The 16,128-nt window shown below is 55.1% G+C and carries 15 protein-coding genes; 6 read left to right on the plus strand and 9 right to left on the minus strand.

What is annotated here, in order from left to right:
- The first annotated feature begins 4 nt into the window (after positions 1 to 4).
- From FOC35_RS19115 to yciH, 4 genes are all read left to right on the plus strand, one after another.
- A complete protein-coding gene (locus FOC35_RS19115; RefSeq protein WP_016536685.1) occupies positions 5 to 310 on the plus strand; it encodes a LapA family protein in 306 nt (101 codons plus the stop codon).
- Between the two features lie 6 nt (positions 311 to 316).
- Positions 317 to 1,486 carry a lipopolysaccharide assembly protein LapB gene (lapB, locus tag FOC35_RS19120; protein WP_016536684.1) on the plus strand — a complete coding sequence of 390 codons (1,170 nt, stop codon included), beginning with the start codon at positions 317 to 319 and terminating at the stop codon, positions 1,484 to 1,486.
- Positions 1,487 to 1,683: 197 nt separating this feature from the next.
- Entirely contained in the window at positions 1,684 to 2,421 is a 738-nt protein-coding gene (gene pyrF, locus FOC35_RS19125; protein ID WP_016536683.1) for an orotidine-5'-phosphate decarboxylase, read from the plus strand.
- Between the two features lie 6 nt (positions 2,422 to 2,427).
- The gene (yciH, locus tag FOC35_RS19130; RefSeq protein ID WP_016536682.1) at positions 2,428 to 2,754 is read left to right on the plus strand and encodes a stress response translation initiation inhibitor YciH; all 327 of its coding nucleotides are present in this window, start codon (positions 2,428 to 2,430) and stop codon (positions 2,752 to 2,754) included.
- 129 nt (positions 2,755 to 2,883) lie between these two features.
- Here yciH and osmB read toward each other — a convergent pair whose 3' ends face one another.
- From osmB to FOC35_RS19150, 4 genes are all read right to left on the minus strand, one after another.
- Positions 2,884 to 3,102 (minus strand): osmotically-inducible lipoprotein OsmB, encoded by a 219-nt coding sequence (gene osmB, locus FOC35_RS19135; protein WP_039899323.1) that lies wholly within the window; start codon positions 3,100 to 3,102, stop codon positions 2,884 to 2,886.
- Positions 3,103 to 3,362: 260 nt separating this feature from the next.
- Entirely contained in the window at positions 3,363 to 4,121 is a 759-nt protein-coding gene (locus tag FOC35_RS19140) for a DNA-binding transcriptional regulator YciT (RefSeq protein WP_016536679.1), read from the minus strand.
- 42 nt (positions 4,122 to 4,163) lie between these two features.
- Complete coding sequence (locus FOC35_RS19145; RefSeq protein WP_172569835.1) at positions 4,164 to 6,596, minus strand: formate C-acetyltransferase/glycerol dehydratase family glycyl radical enzyme; 2,433 nt, start codon at positions 6,594 to 6,596, stop codon at positions 4,164 to 4,166.
- Between the two features lie 5 nt (positions 6,597 to 6,601).
- Complete coding sequence (locus FOC35_RS19150) at positions 6,602 to 7,501, minus strand: glycyl-radical enzyme activating protein (RefSeq protein WP_172569836.1); 900 nt, start codon at positions 7,499 to 7,501, stop codon at positions 6,602 to 6,604.
- A 137-nt stretch (positions 7,502 to 7,638) separates the two neighbouring features.
- Between FOC35_RS19150 and fsa the strand changes: the two genes are divergently transcribed.
- On the plus strand, positions 7,639 to 8,301 hold the full coding sequence (fsa, locus tag FOC35_RS19155; protein WP_172569837.1) for a fructose-6-phosphate aldolase: 663 nt from the start codon (positions 7,639 to 7,641) through the stop codon (positions 8,299 to 8,301).
- 33 nt (positions 8,302 to 8,334) lie between these two features.
- On the opposite strand, the gene FOC35_RS19160 is transcribed toward fsa, so the two are convergent.
- Positions 8,335 to 8,517, minus strand: a complete 183-nt coding sequence (locus tag FOC35_RS19160) for a hypothetical protein (RefSeq protein ID WP_039898281.1) — start codon at positions 8,515 to 8,517, stop codon at positions 8,335 to 8,337.
- Between the two features lie 222 nt (positions 8,518 to 8,739).
- Between FOC35_RS19160 and FOC35_RS19165 the strand changes: the two genes are divergently transcribed.
- Positions 8,740 to 9,609 (plus strand): crotonase/enoyl-CoA hydratase family protein, encoded by an 870-nt coding sequence (locus tag FOC35_RS19165; RefSeq protein WP_172569838.1) that lies wholly within the window; start codon positions 8,740 to 8,742, stop codon positions 9,607 to 9,609.
- Here the strand turns inward: FOC35_RS19165 and pdeR are convergent.
- The 4 genes from pdeR to fabI all read right to left on the minus strand — a co-directional run bounded on the left by pdeR (position 9,606) and on the right by fabI (position 15,991).
- Positions 9,606 to 11,597 carry a cyclic di-GMP phosphodiesterase gene (gene pdeR, locus FOC35_RS19170; RefSeq protein WP_172569839.1) on the minus strand — a complete coding sequence of 664 codons (1,992 nt, stop codon included), beginning with the start codon at positions 11,595 to 11,597 and terminating at the stop codon, positions 9,606 to 9,608. The two genes, FOC35_RS19165 and pdeR, sit on opposite strands and share 4 nt — an antisense overlap.
- A gap of 195 nt (positions 11,598 to 11,792) precedes the next feature.
- Positions 11,793 to 13,727, minus strand: coding sequence for an exoribonuclease II (locus FOC35_RS19175; protein ID WP_172569840.1), 1,935 nt, complete (start codon positions 13,725 to 13,727; stop codon positions 11,793 to 11,795).
- 85 nt (positions 13,728 to 13,812) lie between these two features.
- Positions 13,813 to 14,988 carry a carboxymuconolactone decarboxylase family protein gene (locus FOC35_RS19180; RefSeq protein WP_172569841.1) on the minus strand — a complete coding sequence of 392 codons (1,176 nt, stop codon included), beginning with the start codon at positions 14,986 to 14,988 and terminating at the stop codon, positions 13,813 to 13,815.
- A 211-nt stretch (positions 14,989 to 15,199) separates the two neighbouring features.
- On the minus strand, positions 15,200 to 15,991 hold the full coding sequence (gene fabI / locus FOC35_RS19185) for an enoyl-ACP reductase FabI (protein WP_016536668.1): 792 nt from the start codon (positions 15,989 to 15,991) through the stop codon (positions 15,200 to 15,202).
- Between the last annotated feature and the right edge of the window lie 137 nt (positions 15,992 to 16,128).

Raw genomic sequence — 16,128 nt, forward strand, 5'->3', positions numbered from 1 at the left:
TAATGTGAAATATTTATTCATCTTCTTGCTGGTACTCGCCATCTTCGTGGTTTCGGTCACTCTGGGCGCACAAAACGATCAGGTTGTTCACTTTAACTATCTGCTGGCGCAGGGCGAATACCGGGTTTCAACCCTGCTGGCAACGCTATTTGCCGCTGGTTTTATCCTTGGCTGGTTGATTTGCGGCCTGTTCTGGCTGCGCGTACGCGTCTCACTGGCTCGCGCCGAGCGCAAAATTAAACGTCTTGAGCAGCAGGTTACTCCCGCCGCTGATGTTCCGGCGCCCGTCGCGCCGACCGTGAAGGAATAACCCTCTATGTTGGAACTGCTGTTTCTGCTGTTACCCGTTGCGGCCGCCTATGGCTGGTATATGGGGCGCAGAAGTGCGCAACAAGATAAGCAGCAGGAAGCCAGCCGTCTTTCCCGTGATTACGTGGCAGGGGTCAACTTCCTGCTGTCAAACCAGCAGGACAAGGCGGTCGATCTGTTCCTCGATATGCTCAAAGAGGACACCGGCACCGTTGAAGCCCACCTTACGCTGGGTAATCTGTTTCGCCAGCGCGGTGAGGTTGACCGCGCCATCCGTATTCACCAGTCGTTAATGGAAAGCGCGTCGCTTAACTACGACCAGCGCATGCTGGCGGTTCAGCAACTGGGTAAAGACTACATGGCTGCCGGGCTGTACGACCGTGCAGAGGATATGTTTGCCCAGTTGATCGACGAGACCGACTTCCGGGTCAGCTCGCTGCAACAGCTATTGCAAATCCACCAGGCTACCAGCGACTGGCAAAAAGCCATCGACGTGGCAGAAAGGCTGGTGAAGCTCGGCAAAGACAAGCAGCGAGTTGAAATCGCGCATTTCTACTGCGAACTTGCGCTGCAAAATATCGGCAGTGACGACTCGGATAAAGCCATGTCGCTGCTGAAAAAAGGCGCGGCGGCGGATCGCAACTGCGCCAGAGTCTCCATCATGATGGGCCGCATCTTTATGGAGAAGGGCGAGTATGCCAAAGCGGTAGAATCACTCAAACGCGTTATTGAGCAGGACAGCGAGCTGGTAAGCGAGACGCTGGAAATGCTACAGGTTTGCTACCAGCAGCTCGGGAAGCCCGAAGAGTGGGAAGCGTTCCTTAAGCGCTGCGTGGAAGAAAATACCGGCGCGGTAGCCGAGCTGATGCTGGCCAGCATTCTGGAGCAGAAAGAGGGGGCAGAAACCGCCCAGCTCTACATCAACCGGCAGTTGCAGCGCCATCCGACCATGCGGGTCTTCCATCGCCTGATGGACTACCACCTGCATGAGGCGGAAGAAGGGCGCGCCAAAGAGAGCCTGATGGTGCTGCGTGATATGGTGGGCGAGCAGATTCGCACCAAGCCGCGCTACCGCTGCCAGAAATGTGGTTTTACCGCCTACACCATGTACTGGCACTGCCCGTCCTGCCGCGCGTGGTCAACGGTGAAACCAATCCGCGGGCTTGATGGCCAATAGCCCGCGGCTATTAATAAAAAAAACGCACTTTAGTTACAACATACTAATGATATCAGTCATCATCAAACCTCAGCATCCGCGCAGTTATCGCTTAGCAGGAGGCAATGGCGGCTGTAAATTTTCCGGCCTGGCGAGTAGAATGCTGCCGTTTAACTTTTTTGCGCCGCGCCGGTGCCCAACAGTCAGAAGGTTTTGCCATGAACTCAACTGCGTCATCCTCCTCCCGTGTTGCCACTGATTCACCGATTGTCGTCGCACTCGACTATGATAACCGCGATAGCGCGTTGGCCTTTGTCGACCGTATCGATCCTCGCGATTGCCGCCTCAAGGTAGGCAAAGAGATGTTCACGCTGTTTGGGCCGCAGCTGGTGGGGGATTTGCAGCAGCGCGGCTTTGACGTATTCCTGGATTTGAAATTCCACGATATTCCGAACACCACTGCCCGGGCGGTTGCTGCTGCTGCGGAACTTGGCGTGTGGATGGTGAACGTACACGCGACCGGCGGGGCAAGAATGATGCGTGCTGCCCGCGAAGCGCTGGTGCCGTTTGGCAAAGATGCGCCGCTGCTGATTGCGGTCACCGTGCTCACCAGCATGGAGGCCAGTGATTTGGCTGACTTAGGCATCGCGTCCAGCCCGGCAGATTATGCCGAACGCCTGGCCGGCTTGACGAAAGAGTGTGGCCTGGACGGCGTAGTTTGCTCCGCGCAGGAGGCCGTGCGCTTTAAAAGCGCCTTTGGCCGCGAGTTTAAGCTGATAACTCCCGGCATTCGCCCGGTAGGCAGCGACGCGGGCGATCAACGCCGCATTATGACTCCGCAACAGGCTCAGCAGGCAGGCGTAGACTTTATGGTAATCGGGCGTCCGATCACCCAATCTGCCGACCCTGCACAAACTCTGCGTGATATCCGCGCATCGCTGGCACAGGAGGCTTGAAGCTTAATGAAAGATGAGAACAGCCGTCTGGTTTATTCCACCGAAACCGGGCGTATTGATGAGCCAAAAGCGGTAGCCGAGCGCCCAAAGGGTGACGGCATTGTGCGGATCCAGAAGCAAACCAGCGGACGCAAAGGAAAGGGCGTGTGCCTTATCAGCGGGATTGATGAAGACGACGCTACCCTGGCAAAAATCGCGGCAGAACTGAAAAAGAAATGCGGATGCGGTGGGGCGGTTAAAGACGGAATAATCGAAATTCAGGGCGATAAACGCGACCTGATAAAGTCACTGCTTGAAGCGAAAGGGATGAAGGTCAAACTCGCGGGCGGTTAATATTTCGCATTATCTATTAATGGGCCACGGAAATACCGTGGCCTCTTATTTTTGACTGCTGTTTGTCAGACCTGAAAATCATGCACAATTAATTCGTCAAAGCGTGTTAGCTTTTGCTGGCGTCATGCCTTATTTACCCACCTGGTGACCGATAATACCGCCTACTGCCGCACCGCCGAGTGTCCCCAGAGTGCTGCCGTCGGTCAGTACCGCGCCGCCAAGCGCACCGGCACCTGCGCCGATTGCTGTGTTGCGATCGCGTTTGGACCAGTTAGAACAACCGCTCAGGGAAACTGCGAGAGTAATAGCCAGCATTGCAGCGGCCACTTTTTTGTTATTTAAGGTCATCATACTTTCTCCAGAATAATTGATTCACGGAAGCCAGTCTCAGATAAGTATAGTGCTTATTGAGCACTTTTCCGGGCCGGTTCGTGAAACGATGTTGCGATATAAGCTCAAAAAACAGCAGGTGCGTTTATTACTCCCTGTTATATCGCTAAATTCTATTCTAAATTTCCCGCGGAATTAACACAGGTAAAAACTCTTAATTAACGTGTGGGATAATTCTGAGAGCAATGATGCCCGTGCGGCGCACGGGCCGGAGAGCGTCAGGCAGGAAGATACGGATCTACAATATCTACCTGTAAATCAGCGGCTTTGAGCTGCTGTAAGGTTTCTGCATCCAGCGCTGCATCGGTTATCACGCGGCTAAAGCGCGATATCGGCCCCAGAGTATAAGGATGGAGATTGCCAAACTTGCTGCTGTCGGTGAGCACGATAGCCTCACTGCCTTTTTCCAGCACCGAATTGACCACGTCGGTGCGCAGCATATCGCGCCCGGTAAAGCCGGTTTCCGGCATAAATCCGTCTATACCGATAAATGCCCGGGTAAAATGCAGCTGTTTGATAAACTGCCGGGTCAGCGGGCCAACCATGCTTTCGCTTTTCTTCTGGTAGATCCCGCCCACCAGAATAACCTCGCAGGAGGTATCCTTCAGCAAGTGCGCAATGTAGCTGCTGACGGTAATTATCGTGACATTTTTTTGCTCCGCCAGCGTGCGGGCAAGCAGGGCATTGCTACTGCCGTTCTCGATAAATACCGTCTCGCCGTCGTTAACCAGAGAAGCGGCGTAATTCGCCAGTTGCAGTTTGAGCGTGTAGTTATTCATCATTCGGGTTTCAACGTCGTCGCTATCGAGCGGGACGGCATAACCGTGGATGCGTCTCAGGTAGTTGTTTTTCTCGAGCAGATTTAAATCCTGGCGGATCGTGACTTCTGAAACGCCGGTCGTTTTCGCCAGAGAAGCCACGCTTACCCGGCCTTGATCGATAACCATCTGCAGAATAATTTGTTGTCTTGAGTTCATGTCAGCCAGTAGTCAGGCGGCGGGGTAACCGCCGCCTTCTCGTCAAAGTGTATGTTCAGTACGGGCTATAATATCATCCTGCGCGTCAGGAGATAAGGCAGTAAAGAAGGCCGAGTATCCCGCTACCCTGACCACTAAATCACGATATTTATCAGGATTTTGTTTGGCATCTATCAGGGTTTCACGGGAAACAATGTTGTACTGAACGTGCCAGCCTTTGTGTGCCTCAAAGAAAGTACGCAGCATAAACATTAATTTTTCCCGATCGCGTGGATTATCCAGCGTCGAAGGATTCAGTTTTTGGTTGAGCAGAACGCCGCCGAGGATTTTGCCGGTAGGCAGTTTTCCAACCGAGCTGATGACCGCCGTTGGACCGAGTCTGTCCGTACCGGAGGCAGGGCTTGCACCTTCGGCCAGCGGGGTTTTCGCATTTCGGCCATCCGGGGTCGCCATCGTTGCTGCCCCAAACGGCACGTTAGCCGAGATTGAAGAGGTTCCGGCGTAATAGGTTCCGCCAATCGGACCGCGGCCAAAGCGGGTGTTATGGTACTGCTTCAGTTCGTCAATATAGGTCTGGTAAGCGCGGGCCAGCAGCATATCCACTTCGTCGTCATCGTTACCGTATTTGGGGGCGCCGTTGATTAACCGCTGGCGCAGCTGCTCGCCGCTCAGCCCGTCAAAGTCGTTGGCTAATGCTTCCGCCAGCTGCTGCTGGCCGATAATTCCCTCGTCGAATACCAGCTTGCGCACCGCCGAGAGGCTGTTTCCAAGGTTGGCAATACCGACCTGAAGACCCGACACCCAGTCGTATTTCGCGCCGCCTTGTTTAATACTTTTGCCGCGCTCGATACAATCATCCACCAGCGCCGAGCAGAGAATATCGTGGGCATTTTCTTCCAGCACCGTGTCCACCACGCACTCTATTTCGATGGATTTTTTAGTGTAATAGCGAATCTGCGTATCCCAGGCGTCCATCACCTCATCAAATGAAGCAAAGTTTCCCTCTGAGAGCGCCTTTTCCTGAGGCAGGAAGATTTTCCCGCTGGTTGCATCGCGGCCATGTTCAAGGCTTGCCAGCATCACTCGGGCAAAGTTAATGAAGCTCATGCCGGTACAGCGGTAGCCCCACTTGCCGCCCACCGCGGTTTCAATACAGCCGATGGCGGCGTAGTCGTAGGCATCTTCGCGGCTGACGCCGATTTTAATAAATTCATCTATGACGATTTCATCGTTGTTAAACGCAGGCATCCCAAATCCGCAGCGGATAACCTGCACGCAGGCGTCGAGGAAGTCATTGCTCATGCCCGCATGGTAGCGAACGCTCAGGTTTGGCTGCGTGGAGCGCAGGCGGCCGCAGGATTCAAGCACCGCGTAAGACAGAGGGTTGACGGCATCCACCGCAACGCCGTGTACCAGCGTCTGCCCGCCAATGGTGACGTTCTGGTAGAGCGGGCTACCTGCCGACGCTTTTGAATGCGACCCGGAGCGGATTTTGTTGACCTCCAGCAGTTTCAGCCAGCAGCTTTGCAGCAGCTCAATCGCCTGTTCGCGGCCCAGCGTCTGCTTAAGCTCAACGTCGCGGCGATACCACGGGTAGAGATACTGATCAAGACGGCCAAATGAGACGGAGTGGCCGTTGGACTCAATTTGCAGCACCAGTTGAATAAAGTAGCTTAACTGTAGCGCCTGCCAGAACGTTACCGGAGGCTGAGAGGCGATGTGTTCGCAATTCTCCGCTATCGCCAGCAGTTCATCGCGACGAGTTTCTCGCGTTTCCTCAGTCGCCATTCTGTTGGCCAGCTCGGCGTAACGCAGGATATGGTCGCTAAGGGCGCTAAAAGTCATATCTATGGCTTTAAGGAACTGCTCTTTATGCAGATCCTCCTGGTCGGTAAGATTCAGACGAGCACGGCGCTCGGTCACCTTATCGCGCAGGCCATTAAGGCCAAGCTCCAGCAGGAGAGGGAAGTTAACCGCAAGATGGGCATCCCCGGAAGTCATGTTGCCTTCGGCTTTAATTATACCGGTTGCCAGCAAGGCTTTTTGCTCGTCGGTAAACATGCCGTAGCACCTGTCCTGCACCGTTTGTCCGCGCCACCACGGGCAAATTTTATGCATCACGGCTTTGTCCGAATCTGAAATCGAGAAGCCTGCGCCGGGGCGGTCGCCGAGCTCGTCAATCTCACTTTCTATCCAGCCGACGGTGTATTCCGGGAAGAAAGGCGCGCCGCGAACGTGGCTGGCCTGGTTACCGACAATCAGCTCGTCGTGTTTTATCCAAATGGTACGTTCGGCCAGATGGTGAGCCAGCGCCATGGCGCGGCGAACCGGCAGCGGTTTATCCTGATGCTGCTGATAAACCTCGGTGTAGTGTTGAGCGCGCTCGGTGCAAACCGGCGGCTTAACGATGTGGATCAGCGCTTCTTTATGCGCCTTGATACGCGGGCTAAGAAAGTTCAGGTTCAGTTCGGTCATGATGTTTATCCTCTTATCCAGGCCGTCATGCCTTTTTGGCTGGCGTACTGTTCGGCAAAATGCAGGAGATCCGGCGCATCAAGCGGCGAGCGCGCCGCGCGGTAAGGCTGAGCCAACAGGTTGTATTTGTTGATACCTAAGGTGTGGTAGGGCAAAAAATGGATAGCTTTAGCGCCAATTTCATCGGCGGCAAAATCGCTGATGGCGCGAATCGACTGCTCATCGGCGTTAAAATCGGGGATCAGCGGTACGCGGACCGTCATCTCCACGCCACGCGCCGCCAGTTTGCGGAAGTTATCCAGCACGCGCTCCGCGTTGCCGTCCGTCCATTGGTGGAAGCGCTGCTTATCTACGTGTTTAAGGTCGGCGAGCAGAAGATCTAAAAACGGCAGCGAAGGTTCGATGTATTTCCATGGCACATGCAGGCAGGATTCAACGGCGGTATTCAGCCCGGCTTGTTTACTGCGCTGCAAAAGTTCGCGAGCCAGCTCAGGCTGCATAAAGGGTTCGCCGCCCGAAAGCGTAATGCCCCCGCCGCTACGCTCATAAAAAGGTTTGTCGCGTAGCACGGCGGCCATAATGTCGTCGGCGGTTTTTTCTTCTCCGCAGACGGTCAGCGCCTGGGTCGGACAGCAGTTCCTCAGCGTGCTTATTGCGTTTTCGTCAAGTTTGCCGCGCGCAATAATCAGCTCCTGACCCACTCGGGTAACAATCTCAGGTGCCGCCTGCTGGCAGAGATTGCAGTCGGCCAGGCACAGGCGAGGATCGAACAGTAGGTCACATTCCCGGGAGCGGCTTTCCGGGTTCTGGCACCAGCGGCAGCCGAGCGAGCAGCCTTTCAGGAAAACCACCGTGCGTATCCCAGGACCATCGTGTGTTGAGTAACGCTGAATATTAAACAGCATAGCTTCATCTCATTCGTGTTTCTTTCGTAAATTAAATTACTTTCGAATGAAAGTTATATTGATATTGATCAGCTAAACATCCGACAGCCGGGTTATGATGCCCGCAGTGAGAGATGACTCTAAATGTGGAGAGCGTGATGGAACTGTATTTAGATACCGCCGATGTTGCCGCCGTTAAACGTCTGGCGCGTGTCCTGCCATTGCAGGGCGTAACAACCAATCCTTCAATTGTTGCTAAGGCAGGCAAGCCGCTTTGGGACGTTTTGCCCGCGTTGCAGGATGCGCTGGGTGGCGAAGGCAAACTTTTTGCCCAGGTGATTGCCAACCGGGCGGATGAGATGGTTAAAGAGGCTCAACTGCTGACGACGCGAGTGCCGGGGCTGATAGTAAAAGTTCCTGGTACACCGGAAGGTTTGGCGGCGCTAAAACAGCTAAAAATTATGGGCATTGCGACGCTGGGCACGGCGGTATATGGTGCGGCTCAGGGGCTGCTGGCGGCGCTGGCCGGTGCGGAATACGTGGCGCCTTATGTTAATCGTCTGGATGCCCAGGGCGGGGACGGCATACAAATGGTGCAGGATCTCCAGCAGTTGCTGACGCTGCACGCCCCGGATTCAAAAGTGCTGGCAGCCAGCTTCCGCACGCCTCATCAGGCAATGTCCTGCCTGCTCGCCGGGTGTGAGGCGATCACGCTCCCGGTTGATGTGGCCGAGCAAATATTGGTTACGCCAGCGGTGACGGCGGCCATTGAAGGCTTCGAAAGAGACTGGCAGGGCGCGTTTGGCGCATTAACGCTGTAAAAAATAATAAAGCCGGTGGTTACCGGCTTTTGCTTAAATTTCCCACGGCGACTTTTTCTGCTCGCCGTTCGTTTTATTCCCGTCATTATCTAAACTCAGCAGCTCGGCCTTGAGGATCTCAAGATTATTTATCGCTGAGGCATAATCTTTGGCAACCAGAATATCCAGCACGGTATCAATACGTTTAGCAAGCTGCTGCGGATCAAGCGTTGGCATAGTAAATCCTGTCTGTGTTGGCGAACGAATCATAAATCCATAATGCAAAAAAAGGCCGCCAAAGAGAAGGGCGCACGGCCAATTCTTCGCCTTATCCTTCAATAAATTATCGCACAACATATAAGCAATAATTATTAATCAGCGCATCACATTCATCAAACTACAGCCGTGGATTAGTCTGATCCTGCGATTAACGCACATTCATTTGATGAGGATAAGGCTATGACAGTTATTGACCAAACAACCTGCAAGTTATTTACCGATACTGCACGTTTTACGCAACTGTCTGGATATTACGAAGAAGAGCGACGCACCGTCTGGATGATGCTGCGCTCACGGCCGCGCCCCTGTTTCAATCATGCCCTGATAGAGGAAATCATGAATCTGGGATATATCGTCCAGAAGGCCGGATTTAAAGTTGATTTCTGGGTCACCGGTTCGCTGGTCCCCGGGATGTATAACACCGGCGGCGATTTAGGCTTTTTTGTCGAGACGATTCGTAATGGGCGGCGCGAAGCTTTACGCGCCTACGCAAGGGCCTGCGTTGACTGCGTTCATGCGGCGTCTCGAGGATTTGATACCGGAGCAATAAGCCTTGCCATGGTAGAAGGCAGTGCGCTCGGCGGCGGGTTTGAAGCCGCCCTGGCGCACCATTTTCTGCTGGCCCAGCGCGACGCCAGGCTCGGCTTCCCGGAAATTGCGTTTAACCTGTTTCCCGGCATGGGGGCTTATTCTCTGGTGGCGCGCCGCTCAGGCATGAAGCTGGCGGAAGAGCTTATTTATAAAGGGGAGTCACATACGGCGGAGTGGTATCACCAGCACGGGCTAGTGGATCAGCTGTTTGAGCCGGGACAGGGCTACCTCGCCACACGGACCTTCATTGATACCCTGCTGCCGAAATTAAACGGCGTGAGAGCGATGCTCCGAGCGCGCCAGCGGGTGTTGCAGTTGCCGCGCTCGGAGCTGATGGATATCACCGAAGACTGGGTGGATGCGGCATTCTGCCTTGAGGCCAGGGACATCGCCTACATGGAGCGCCTGGTACAGTTGCAAAACCGCCACACTTCGACGGCGATGCGTAAGGCCGGTTAGCGCTTTGTTCTCGCCTGATAGCGCTTAAACCAACGCTCGAATACGGCCGCGGGCATTGGTTTCGCAAACAGAAATCCCTGCCGTTCGTTGACGCCGTTCTTGGTAAGAAAGGCGTCTTCTTTTTGATTCTCCACGCCCTCCGCAATCACCTGCAGGTTCAACGCCTGGGCTACCGCCACAATCGCCCGCACCAGAGACTGGGAAACCGAATGTTTGTGAACATCGCGCACAAAAGACTGGTCGAGCTTAATGGCGTCGATGGGGAAGCGTGCAAGCTGGGAAAGCGAGGAGTAGCCGGTGCCAAAATCGTCCAGATGCACCTGAGCGCCAAGCTGGCTGAACTGCTTGATAACCGACAGCGCCAGTTCTTCGTTCTCAATCAGGCAGCTTTCGGTAAGCTCCACGTCAATCGGGCAGTATTCAAAATTAAGATCTTTAAGCGCCTGCTTAAGATCGCTAAAAATCGTCTGGTCCGCAAGCTGGCGGGCAGAAACGTTAACCGCCACGCGCAGGTTAATACCTTTATCGCGCCATTTCGCGACCTGCTGCACCACGCTAACCATCACCCAACGACCGAGCGGCACAATCAGCCCGGACTCTTCCGCGTAGGAGATAAACCCCTGAGGCGGGATCAGGCCGCGTTCCGGCGACTGCCAGCGTACCAGCGCCTCCAGGCTACGCACCTCGCCGCGCCAGGTCATTTTCGGCTGGTAATGAATCACCAGTTGCTCTTTATCGAGCGCCTTGCGCAAATTAGTATCCAGCCATAAATACTCAAACACGCGCTGGTTCATTTCCGGCGAAAACACACAAAACTTGCCGCGGCCGCTCTCTTTAGCGGTATACATCGCGGTGTCGGCATTGCGGATCAGGCTCTCGCGCTCCTCACCGTGCTGCGGGGCGAGCGAAATACCCAGAGAACAGCCGCTGTAAACCTCAATCAGCCCGATGCGGAACGGCACCCTGAGGCGGGTCAAAATGCGGGAGGACATGGCTTCAAGAGAGCCTTGAGAGGTATTGGTCGCCAGCACGATAAATTCATCGCCGCCGAGACGTGCCAGCACCTGGCCCTCTTCGAGGCAGCTTAAAATCGCGAGCGAAACCGCCTGCAACAGCTGGTCGCCAAACATATGCCCGTAGGCATCGTTCACTTTTTTGAAGTTATCGAGGTCAAGATAAACTATGCCAACCTGGCCCGAGCCGCGATTTTCGATGGCTTCGGCTATCAGGTCATAAATGGCGTTGCGATTGGGCAGGCCGGTGATAGTGTCGGTATTTGCCAGCACGCGCAGCCGCTCCTGAGCGCGGCGCTCTTCGGTAATATCGGTGCCCGAACAGATAAGATAAATTTCATTTTTACCGCTGCCGCTGTGAACGAATTTATTGCGGAACAGAAACAGGCGCTGCCCTTTGCGGGTTTTTACCCAACGCTCTACTTCGTAAGAGCTGCCGTTACGAAAAAAACCGCTGATATTACGCTTCGAGGCGGCGGCTTCGCTGCGGCTCATAAATAAATTAAAGACGTTCTGACCGATGACTTCATGCTCTTTCATCCCGGTGTATTCTTCGCTCAACCGGTTGAAACGCTGGATATTTCCCTGTTTGTCGAGGATGACGATTACCGAATTAGCTTCGGAAACCACCTGCTCTGCAAAAGAGAGGCCCTGCACCAGATCGCGAGCGACCGAGTGGGTATCATGCCAGGAGGAAGCCGTGCCGGCCCACTCGCGTTTGGAAACCTTGCGGCCAACCATATGCACCGGCACCTCAATGCCAAAAAGCGAAAGCGTCATGGTCAGGCTGGAGGTAATCACCGTCATTTGGCGAATTTCATCGGCCTGAGCCGAGTCTAATGCCACGACCTGGCCGATGTCGGCGTCTTCGCTGGCCGAAAGCTGCAAAGCGTTACTGTCCGCCGGCAAACGCCAGTACGGGCTGGTTGTTCCCAGATAACGATAAAGCAGGTTCTGCTCCAAATCGTCTTTCATTCTTACTCCTGAGCCTCAGGGAAAAAAATCACCTAAATCTACTATTTATAGTAGCAACAGAAAGCCGATGTTAAAGCCCTGGTGAAAGAGAAAAGATATTGTTTTTGCAGAGGATGTACCAAAAAACAGCCGCCGGGATTTATAGAAATAAAAAAACCGGGCACGTGGCCCGGTTTTGCTGGCTTTGCTGCGCTATCAGGCGGCAGGGCGAGCGATGACGCTGCGAGTTTCCATACGCACTTCTGCGATGGTGACATCGATAACGTCGGTCACTTTATAGGCCACTTCGCCTTTAATTTGCACGGTGCCGTTTTCCTGGCTGCAAACCAGCTCATCACGCACCGCGTGGATGAATGGCGCAGGGATAAACGCAACCGCACCGTTCTCCACCAGGCGTACGCGCATGCCGCCGCGGCTGACGTCGATAATTTCCGCCGCAAAGCGGGTATCGGTGCCTGCTTTGGCGTTCAGGAAGCGGGCATAGAGCCAGTCGCCGACGTCACGTTCGGCCATGCGGTTCAGGCGGCGGCGTTCCGCCATCTGTACGGTGGTATCTTCGCCAGGGCGCGTGGCGCTTTCGCCTTTGATAATCGCTTTCAGCAGGCGGTGGTTAACCATATCGCCGAATTTACGAATCGGTGAAGTCCAGGTCGCGTAGGCTTCCAGGCCGAGGCCGAAGTGCGGGCCTGGCTCGGTGCTGATTTCCGCGAATGACTGGTAGCGGCGAATGCGGCTGTCGAGGAAGCCGGTTGGCTGGGCATCCAGTTCGCGACGCAGTTTGCAGAAGCCGTCGAGGGTCAGCACTTCCTGCGCGTCCACGGTGATACCGTGAGTTTGCAGCATCGCCGCAAGCTGTTCGGTATTGGCCGGGTCGAAGCCGGTATGGACGTTATAAACGCCGAAGCCAAGTTTTTCGCGCAGCACGATAGCGGCACAAACGTTAGCGGCGATCATTGACTCTTCAACGATGCGGTTGGCGATGCGGCGCGGCTCGGCCACGATATCCAGCACTTCGCCTTTTTCGCCGAGAATAAAGCGGTAATCAGGGCGATCTTTGAACACCAGAGCATGGTTGTGGCGCCATTCGCCGCGGGCCAGGCAAATGCGCTGCAACAGGCGGATTTGCTGAGCAATCTCTTCGCTCTGCGGTTTCCAGTCGCCTTTTTCTTCAAGCCAGTCGGACACTTCGTCATAAACCAGTTTGGCTTTAGACTCGATGTTAGCGGCGAAGAAATGAATATTGTCCCCGATTGCGCCGCCCTGCTCGATGGTCATGCGGCAGGCAAGAACAGGGCGGGTAACGTTGGCGCGCAGTGAGCACAGGTCATCAGACAGTTCGCGCGGCAGCATCGGGATATTGAAGCCCGGCAGGTAGTTGGTGAAAGCGCGCACTTTGGCGATGCCGTCCAGCTTGCTGCCTTCGGCAATCCAGGCCGTCGGGTCGGCGATGGCAACGGTCAACTGAAGCTTGCCGTCGGCCAGCTCTTCAACGTACAGCGCATCGTCCATATCTTCGGTGCTGGCGCTGTCGATGGTGACAAAGTCCAGCGCGGTTAAATCCTCGCGCACCAGGCCTTCGTCAAGCATTTCGGTCGCCACGCCGTCCGGCGCTTCACGCTCGAGATTGTGACGTGACAGTGTCACCCACCACGGCGCAAGATGATCGTCCCCGAAGGTAATAAATTGGGTTAACTCCGCGTAAAAACCGCGATCGCCTTTCAGCGGGTGACGGCGCATTTCCGCAACCGCCCAGTCGCCGTTCTGGAAGTCATGCGTCACGCTGCGCTCGGCGCGGCATGGAATGGCGTCTCTTAACAGCGGGTGGTCAGGCACAATCGACAGGCGATCGTCTTTCTTCTGAACGCGGCCAACAAAACGCGACAGGAAAGGCTCGATAAGCTCTTCCGGCTCGGCAGACTCGCGGTCTTTATCTTTGTGAATAACGGCGCTGATACGGTCGCCATGCATCACTTTTTTCATCTGCGGAGGCGGAATAAAGTAACTTTTATTGGCATCGACTTCGAGGAAGCCGAACCCTTTTTCAGTACCTTTTACCACACCTTCAGCGCGTGGAGTCTGGGAATGCAGTTGCTGTTTTAGCTGCGCGAGCAGCGGGTTATCCTGAAGCATATCTTTTCGTTTTCGTGGCCAAAAGAGCGGCTGACAGTTTTACGCGAAACCACACCCTGCGGCAAGCGCTGATTGCCTGAAAGCCTCAGGGAGCCAGCGTTTGAGCGGTATTCCCGAGGCCAATTTTCAGCCGATTTATCCAGCCCGCAAGCCCGGCGCCCACCAGCAATTTCAGCACGTCCTGTTCGCTAAAACCTTGCTCATACAAAGGTTGAAGCTGGGCGGCGCTGAACCTGTCGGGTGCCCGGGTGAGCAACTGGACTGCCTGGATGATCGCTTTTTCACGCGGGTGATTATGACTCCATGCGTTCAGAGCGCGTTCGCCGTTGCGCATCGCGTCCGGCAGGCCTGAATCGCCTTGCCATGCGGCTACCGCATCGCTAAAGCAGGCGGGGCTGCCGTTAATGCGCGACGTCAGCATGATGACCAGCAGCGAGTCGTGCGAAACCTGCGGTGTTATCTGCCAGAACAGCCGCGTTAGCTGGCTGAGCGAAGACAAAGCGCGTTCATCGTGGGCCAGCAGCCAGGCGATATCCCGCAGCGCACGCAAAGGCTGGCTGATGCTTAAAATTTCCAGTTGCTCCGGGCGGGCATAGCGCGATTCAACCGGAGCCAGTCCCGGCTGCCAGCTGGCTGGCTCCGGGCCAAACAGCGCAGGGTCGGCATCCTGGAGTCCGTCCAGGCCCGGCAGCCAGCGTACGGGCAGGCCCTGTTGAGCCTGCAAGACGGCAATCGCGCGCGCCTGGAAGCCCACGAAGCCGATAATCTGAGTAAAGGTGACGATATCGTCCACCGAAAGCCCGCATTCATCGAGCTGGGCCAGCGCCACGTCATCAATCAGCGTCGGCTGGCTGGCAAGCTGGCGGGCAAATTGGGTTATTTGGGTCAGGCGGCGATTGCTTTCACGCGAGGAGTCCGGGCCGGGCTGGGGGGCAAGACGAGCGGCATAGTGATTACAAAGACGCTGCACGCCATAAACCTGAGCGACGGTCAGAGCAGTGCTCAGGCGGTCATAGCTGCTCAGGGTATGCAGGCGCGTCACGGCGATGCTGTCGGGCAGCAGAACATGGGCCGCGGCTCTGGCAGCGTCAAGCCACGGAGCCTCAACGATTAATTGCTGTTCAGAAGGCGTTAAATCAAGCAGGAAGCGGTCATCAACCTGCGCCGCTTCGGGAACTAAGGGCAGTACATCCGCCGGGCACAGACTGGACTGGGTTTCATGATACCAGTGGCTTTTACCAGAAAAGCGGCGTTGTTCCATTGTCGTTCCTTGGTCAAAAAGTTTGCAGACCCGGATACAACGTGAATGCCGGGCCTGGTTCGCTGTTTTATCCTGGCGCAAGCTCGGGAGGTGACAAAAGAATGATCGGTGATAATAAATATCGGAAAGCTATAACAAATTCGGGAACGGGGGAGGAAGGCAGGGGGAAATAGCGAAGCGAGCCTGAGCCCGCCCCGCTAAAGAACCGAAATTAGTCTTTCAGTTCCAGTTCGTTCATTGCTGCGATGCTGAAGCCGCCGTCAACGTGAACCACTTCACCGGAGATACCGGCAGACAGGTCGGAACACAGGAAGGCCGCGGAGTTGCCCACGTCTTCGATGGTAACGGTACGGCGAATCGGGGTAACCGCTTCGCAGTGGGCCAGCATTTTACGGAAGTCTTTGATACCGGAAGCTGCCAGGGTGCGGATTGGGCCAGCGGAGATAGCGTTAACGCGAACGCCTTCAGGACCCATAGCGTTTGCCATGTAGCGAACGTTAGCTTCCAGAGAAGCTTTTGCCAGGCCCATAACGTTGTAGTTAGGGATAGCACGTTCTGCGCCCAGGTAGGACAGAGTCAGCAGGGCAGAACCCGGGTTCAGCATTTCACGGCAAACTTTTGCCATCGCTACAAAGCTGTAGGCGCTGATGTCGTGGGCAATTTTAAAGCCATCACGGGTCACGGCGTTCACGTAGTCGCCATCCAGCTGGTCGGCAGGTGCGAAGCCGATGGAGTGAACGAAGCCGTCAAATTTCGGCCAGCTCTTCGCCAGTTCGGTAAACAGCGCTTCGATGCTCTCATCTTCAGCCACATCGCAAGGCAGCACGATGCTGGAACCCAGATCGGCGGCAAAACCTTCCACACGGCCTTTCAGCTTTTCGTTCTGGTAGGTGAAGGCCAGCTCGGCACCTTCGCGGTGCATCGCCTGCGCGATACCGTAGGCAATGGAGAGTTTACTGGCGACGCCAGTGATCAGAATGCGTTTACCGGTAAGAAAACCCATAGCTTTTAATCCTTAATAGTCATTGTTGTTGCGGCCAGCAGGTGAAAAAACAGGCAGGCCGACGTTAAGACCGGGCGATTCTAACATGAGTCTAACGTAAGCGTTAATCCGACCACTTTCCCGCTGTGGGAAAAGTG

Origin of the sequence: Cedecea sp. FDAARGOS_727 (assembly GCF_012273235.1) — a bacterium.
GTDB classification, from domain to species: Bacteria; Pseudomonadota; Gammaproteobacteria; order Enterobacterales; family Enterobacteriaceae; genus Cedecea; species Cedecea davisae.

Excerpts from the sequence above, each read along its gene's own strand:
- lapB (WP_016536684.1), top strand. The coding sequence starts at position 317 with ATGTTGGAACTGCTGTTTCTGCTGTTACCCGTTGCGGCCGCCTATGGC.
- pyrF (WP_016536683.1), top strand. The coding sequence starts at position 1,684 with ATGAACTCAACTGCGTCATCCTCCTCCCGTGTTGCCACTGATTCACCG.
- yciH (WP_016536682.1), top strand. The coding sequence starts at position 2,428 with ATGAAAGATGAGAACAGCCGTCTGGTTTATTCCACCGAAACCGGGCGT.
- osmB (WP_039899323.1), bottom strand. The coding sequence starts at position 3,102 with ATGACCTTAAATAACAAAAAAGTGGCCGCTGCAATGCTGGCTATTACT.
- FOC35_RS19140 (WP_016536679.1), bottom strand. The coding sequence starts at position 4,121 with ATGAACTCAAGACAACAAATTATTCTGCAGATGGTTATCGATCAAGGC.
- FOC35_RS19145 (WP_172569835.1), bottom strand. The coding sequence starts at position 6,596 with ATGACCGAACTGAACCTGAACTTTCTTAGCCCGCGTATCAAGGCGCAT.
- FOC35_RS19150 (WP_172569836.1), bottom strand. The coding sequence starts at position 7,501 with ATGCTGTTTAATATTCAGCGTTACTCAACACACGATGGTCCTGGGATA.
- fsa (WP_172569837.1), top strand. The coding sequence starts at position 7,639 with ATGGAACTGTATTTAGATACCGCCGATGTTGCCGCCGTTAAACGTCTG.
- FOC35_RS19160 (WP_039898281.1), bottom strand. The coding sequence starts at position 8,517 with ATGCCAACGCTTGATCCGCAGCAGCTTGCTAAACGTATTGATACCGTG.
- FOC35_RS19165 (WP_172569838.1), top strand. The coding sequence starts at position 8,740 with ATGACAGTTATTGACCAAACAACCTGCAAGTTATTTACCGATACTGCA.
- pdeR (WP_172569839.1), bottom strand. The coding sequence starts at position 11,597 with ATGAAAGACGATTTGGAGCAGAACCTGCTTTATCGTTATCTGGGAACA.
- FOC35_RS19175 (WP_172569840.1), bottom strand. The coding sequence starts at position 13,727 with ATGCTTCAGGATAACCCGCTGCTCGCGCAGCTAAAACAGCAACTGCAT.
- FOC35_RS19180 (WP_172569841.1), bottom strand. The coding sequence starts at position 14,988 with ATGGAACAACGCCGCTTTTCTGGTAAAAGCCACTGGTATCATGAAACC.
- fabI (WP_016536668.1), bottom strand. The coding sequence starts at position 15,991 with ATGGGTTTTCTTACCGGTAAACGCATTCTGATCACTGGCGTCGCCAGT.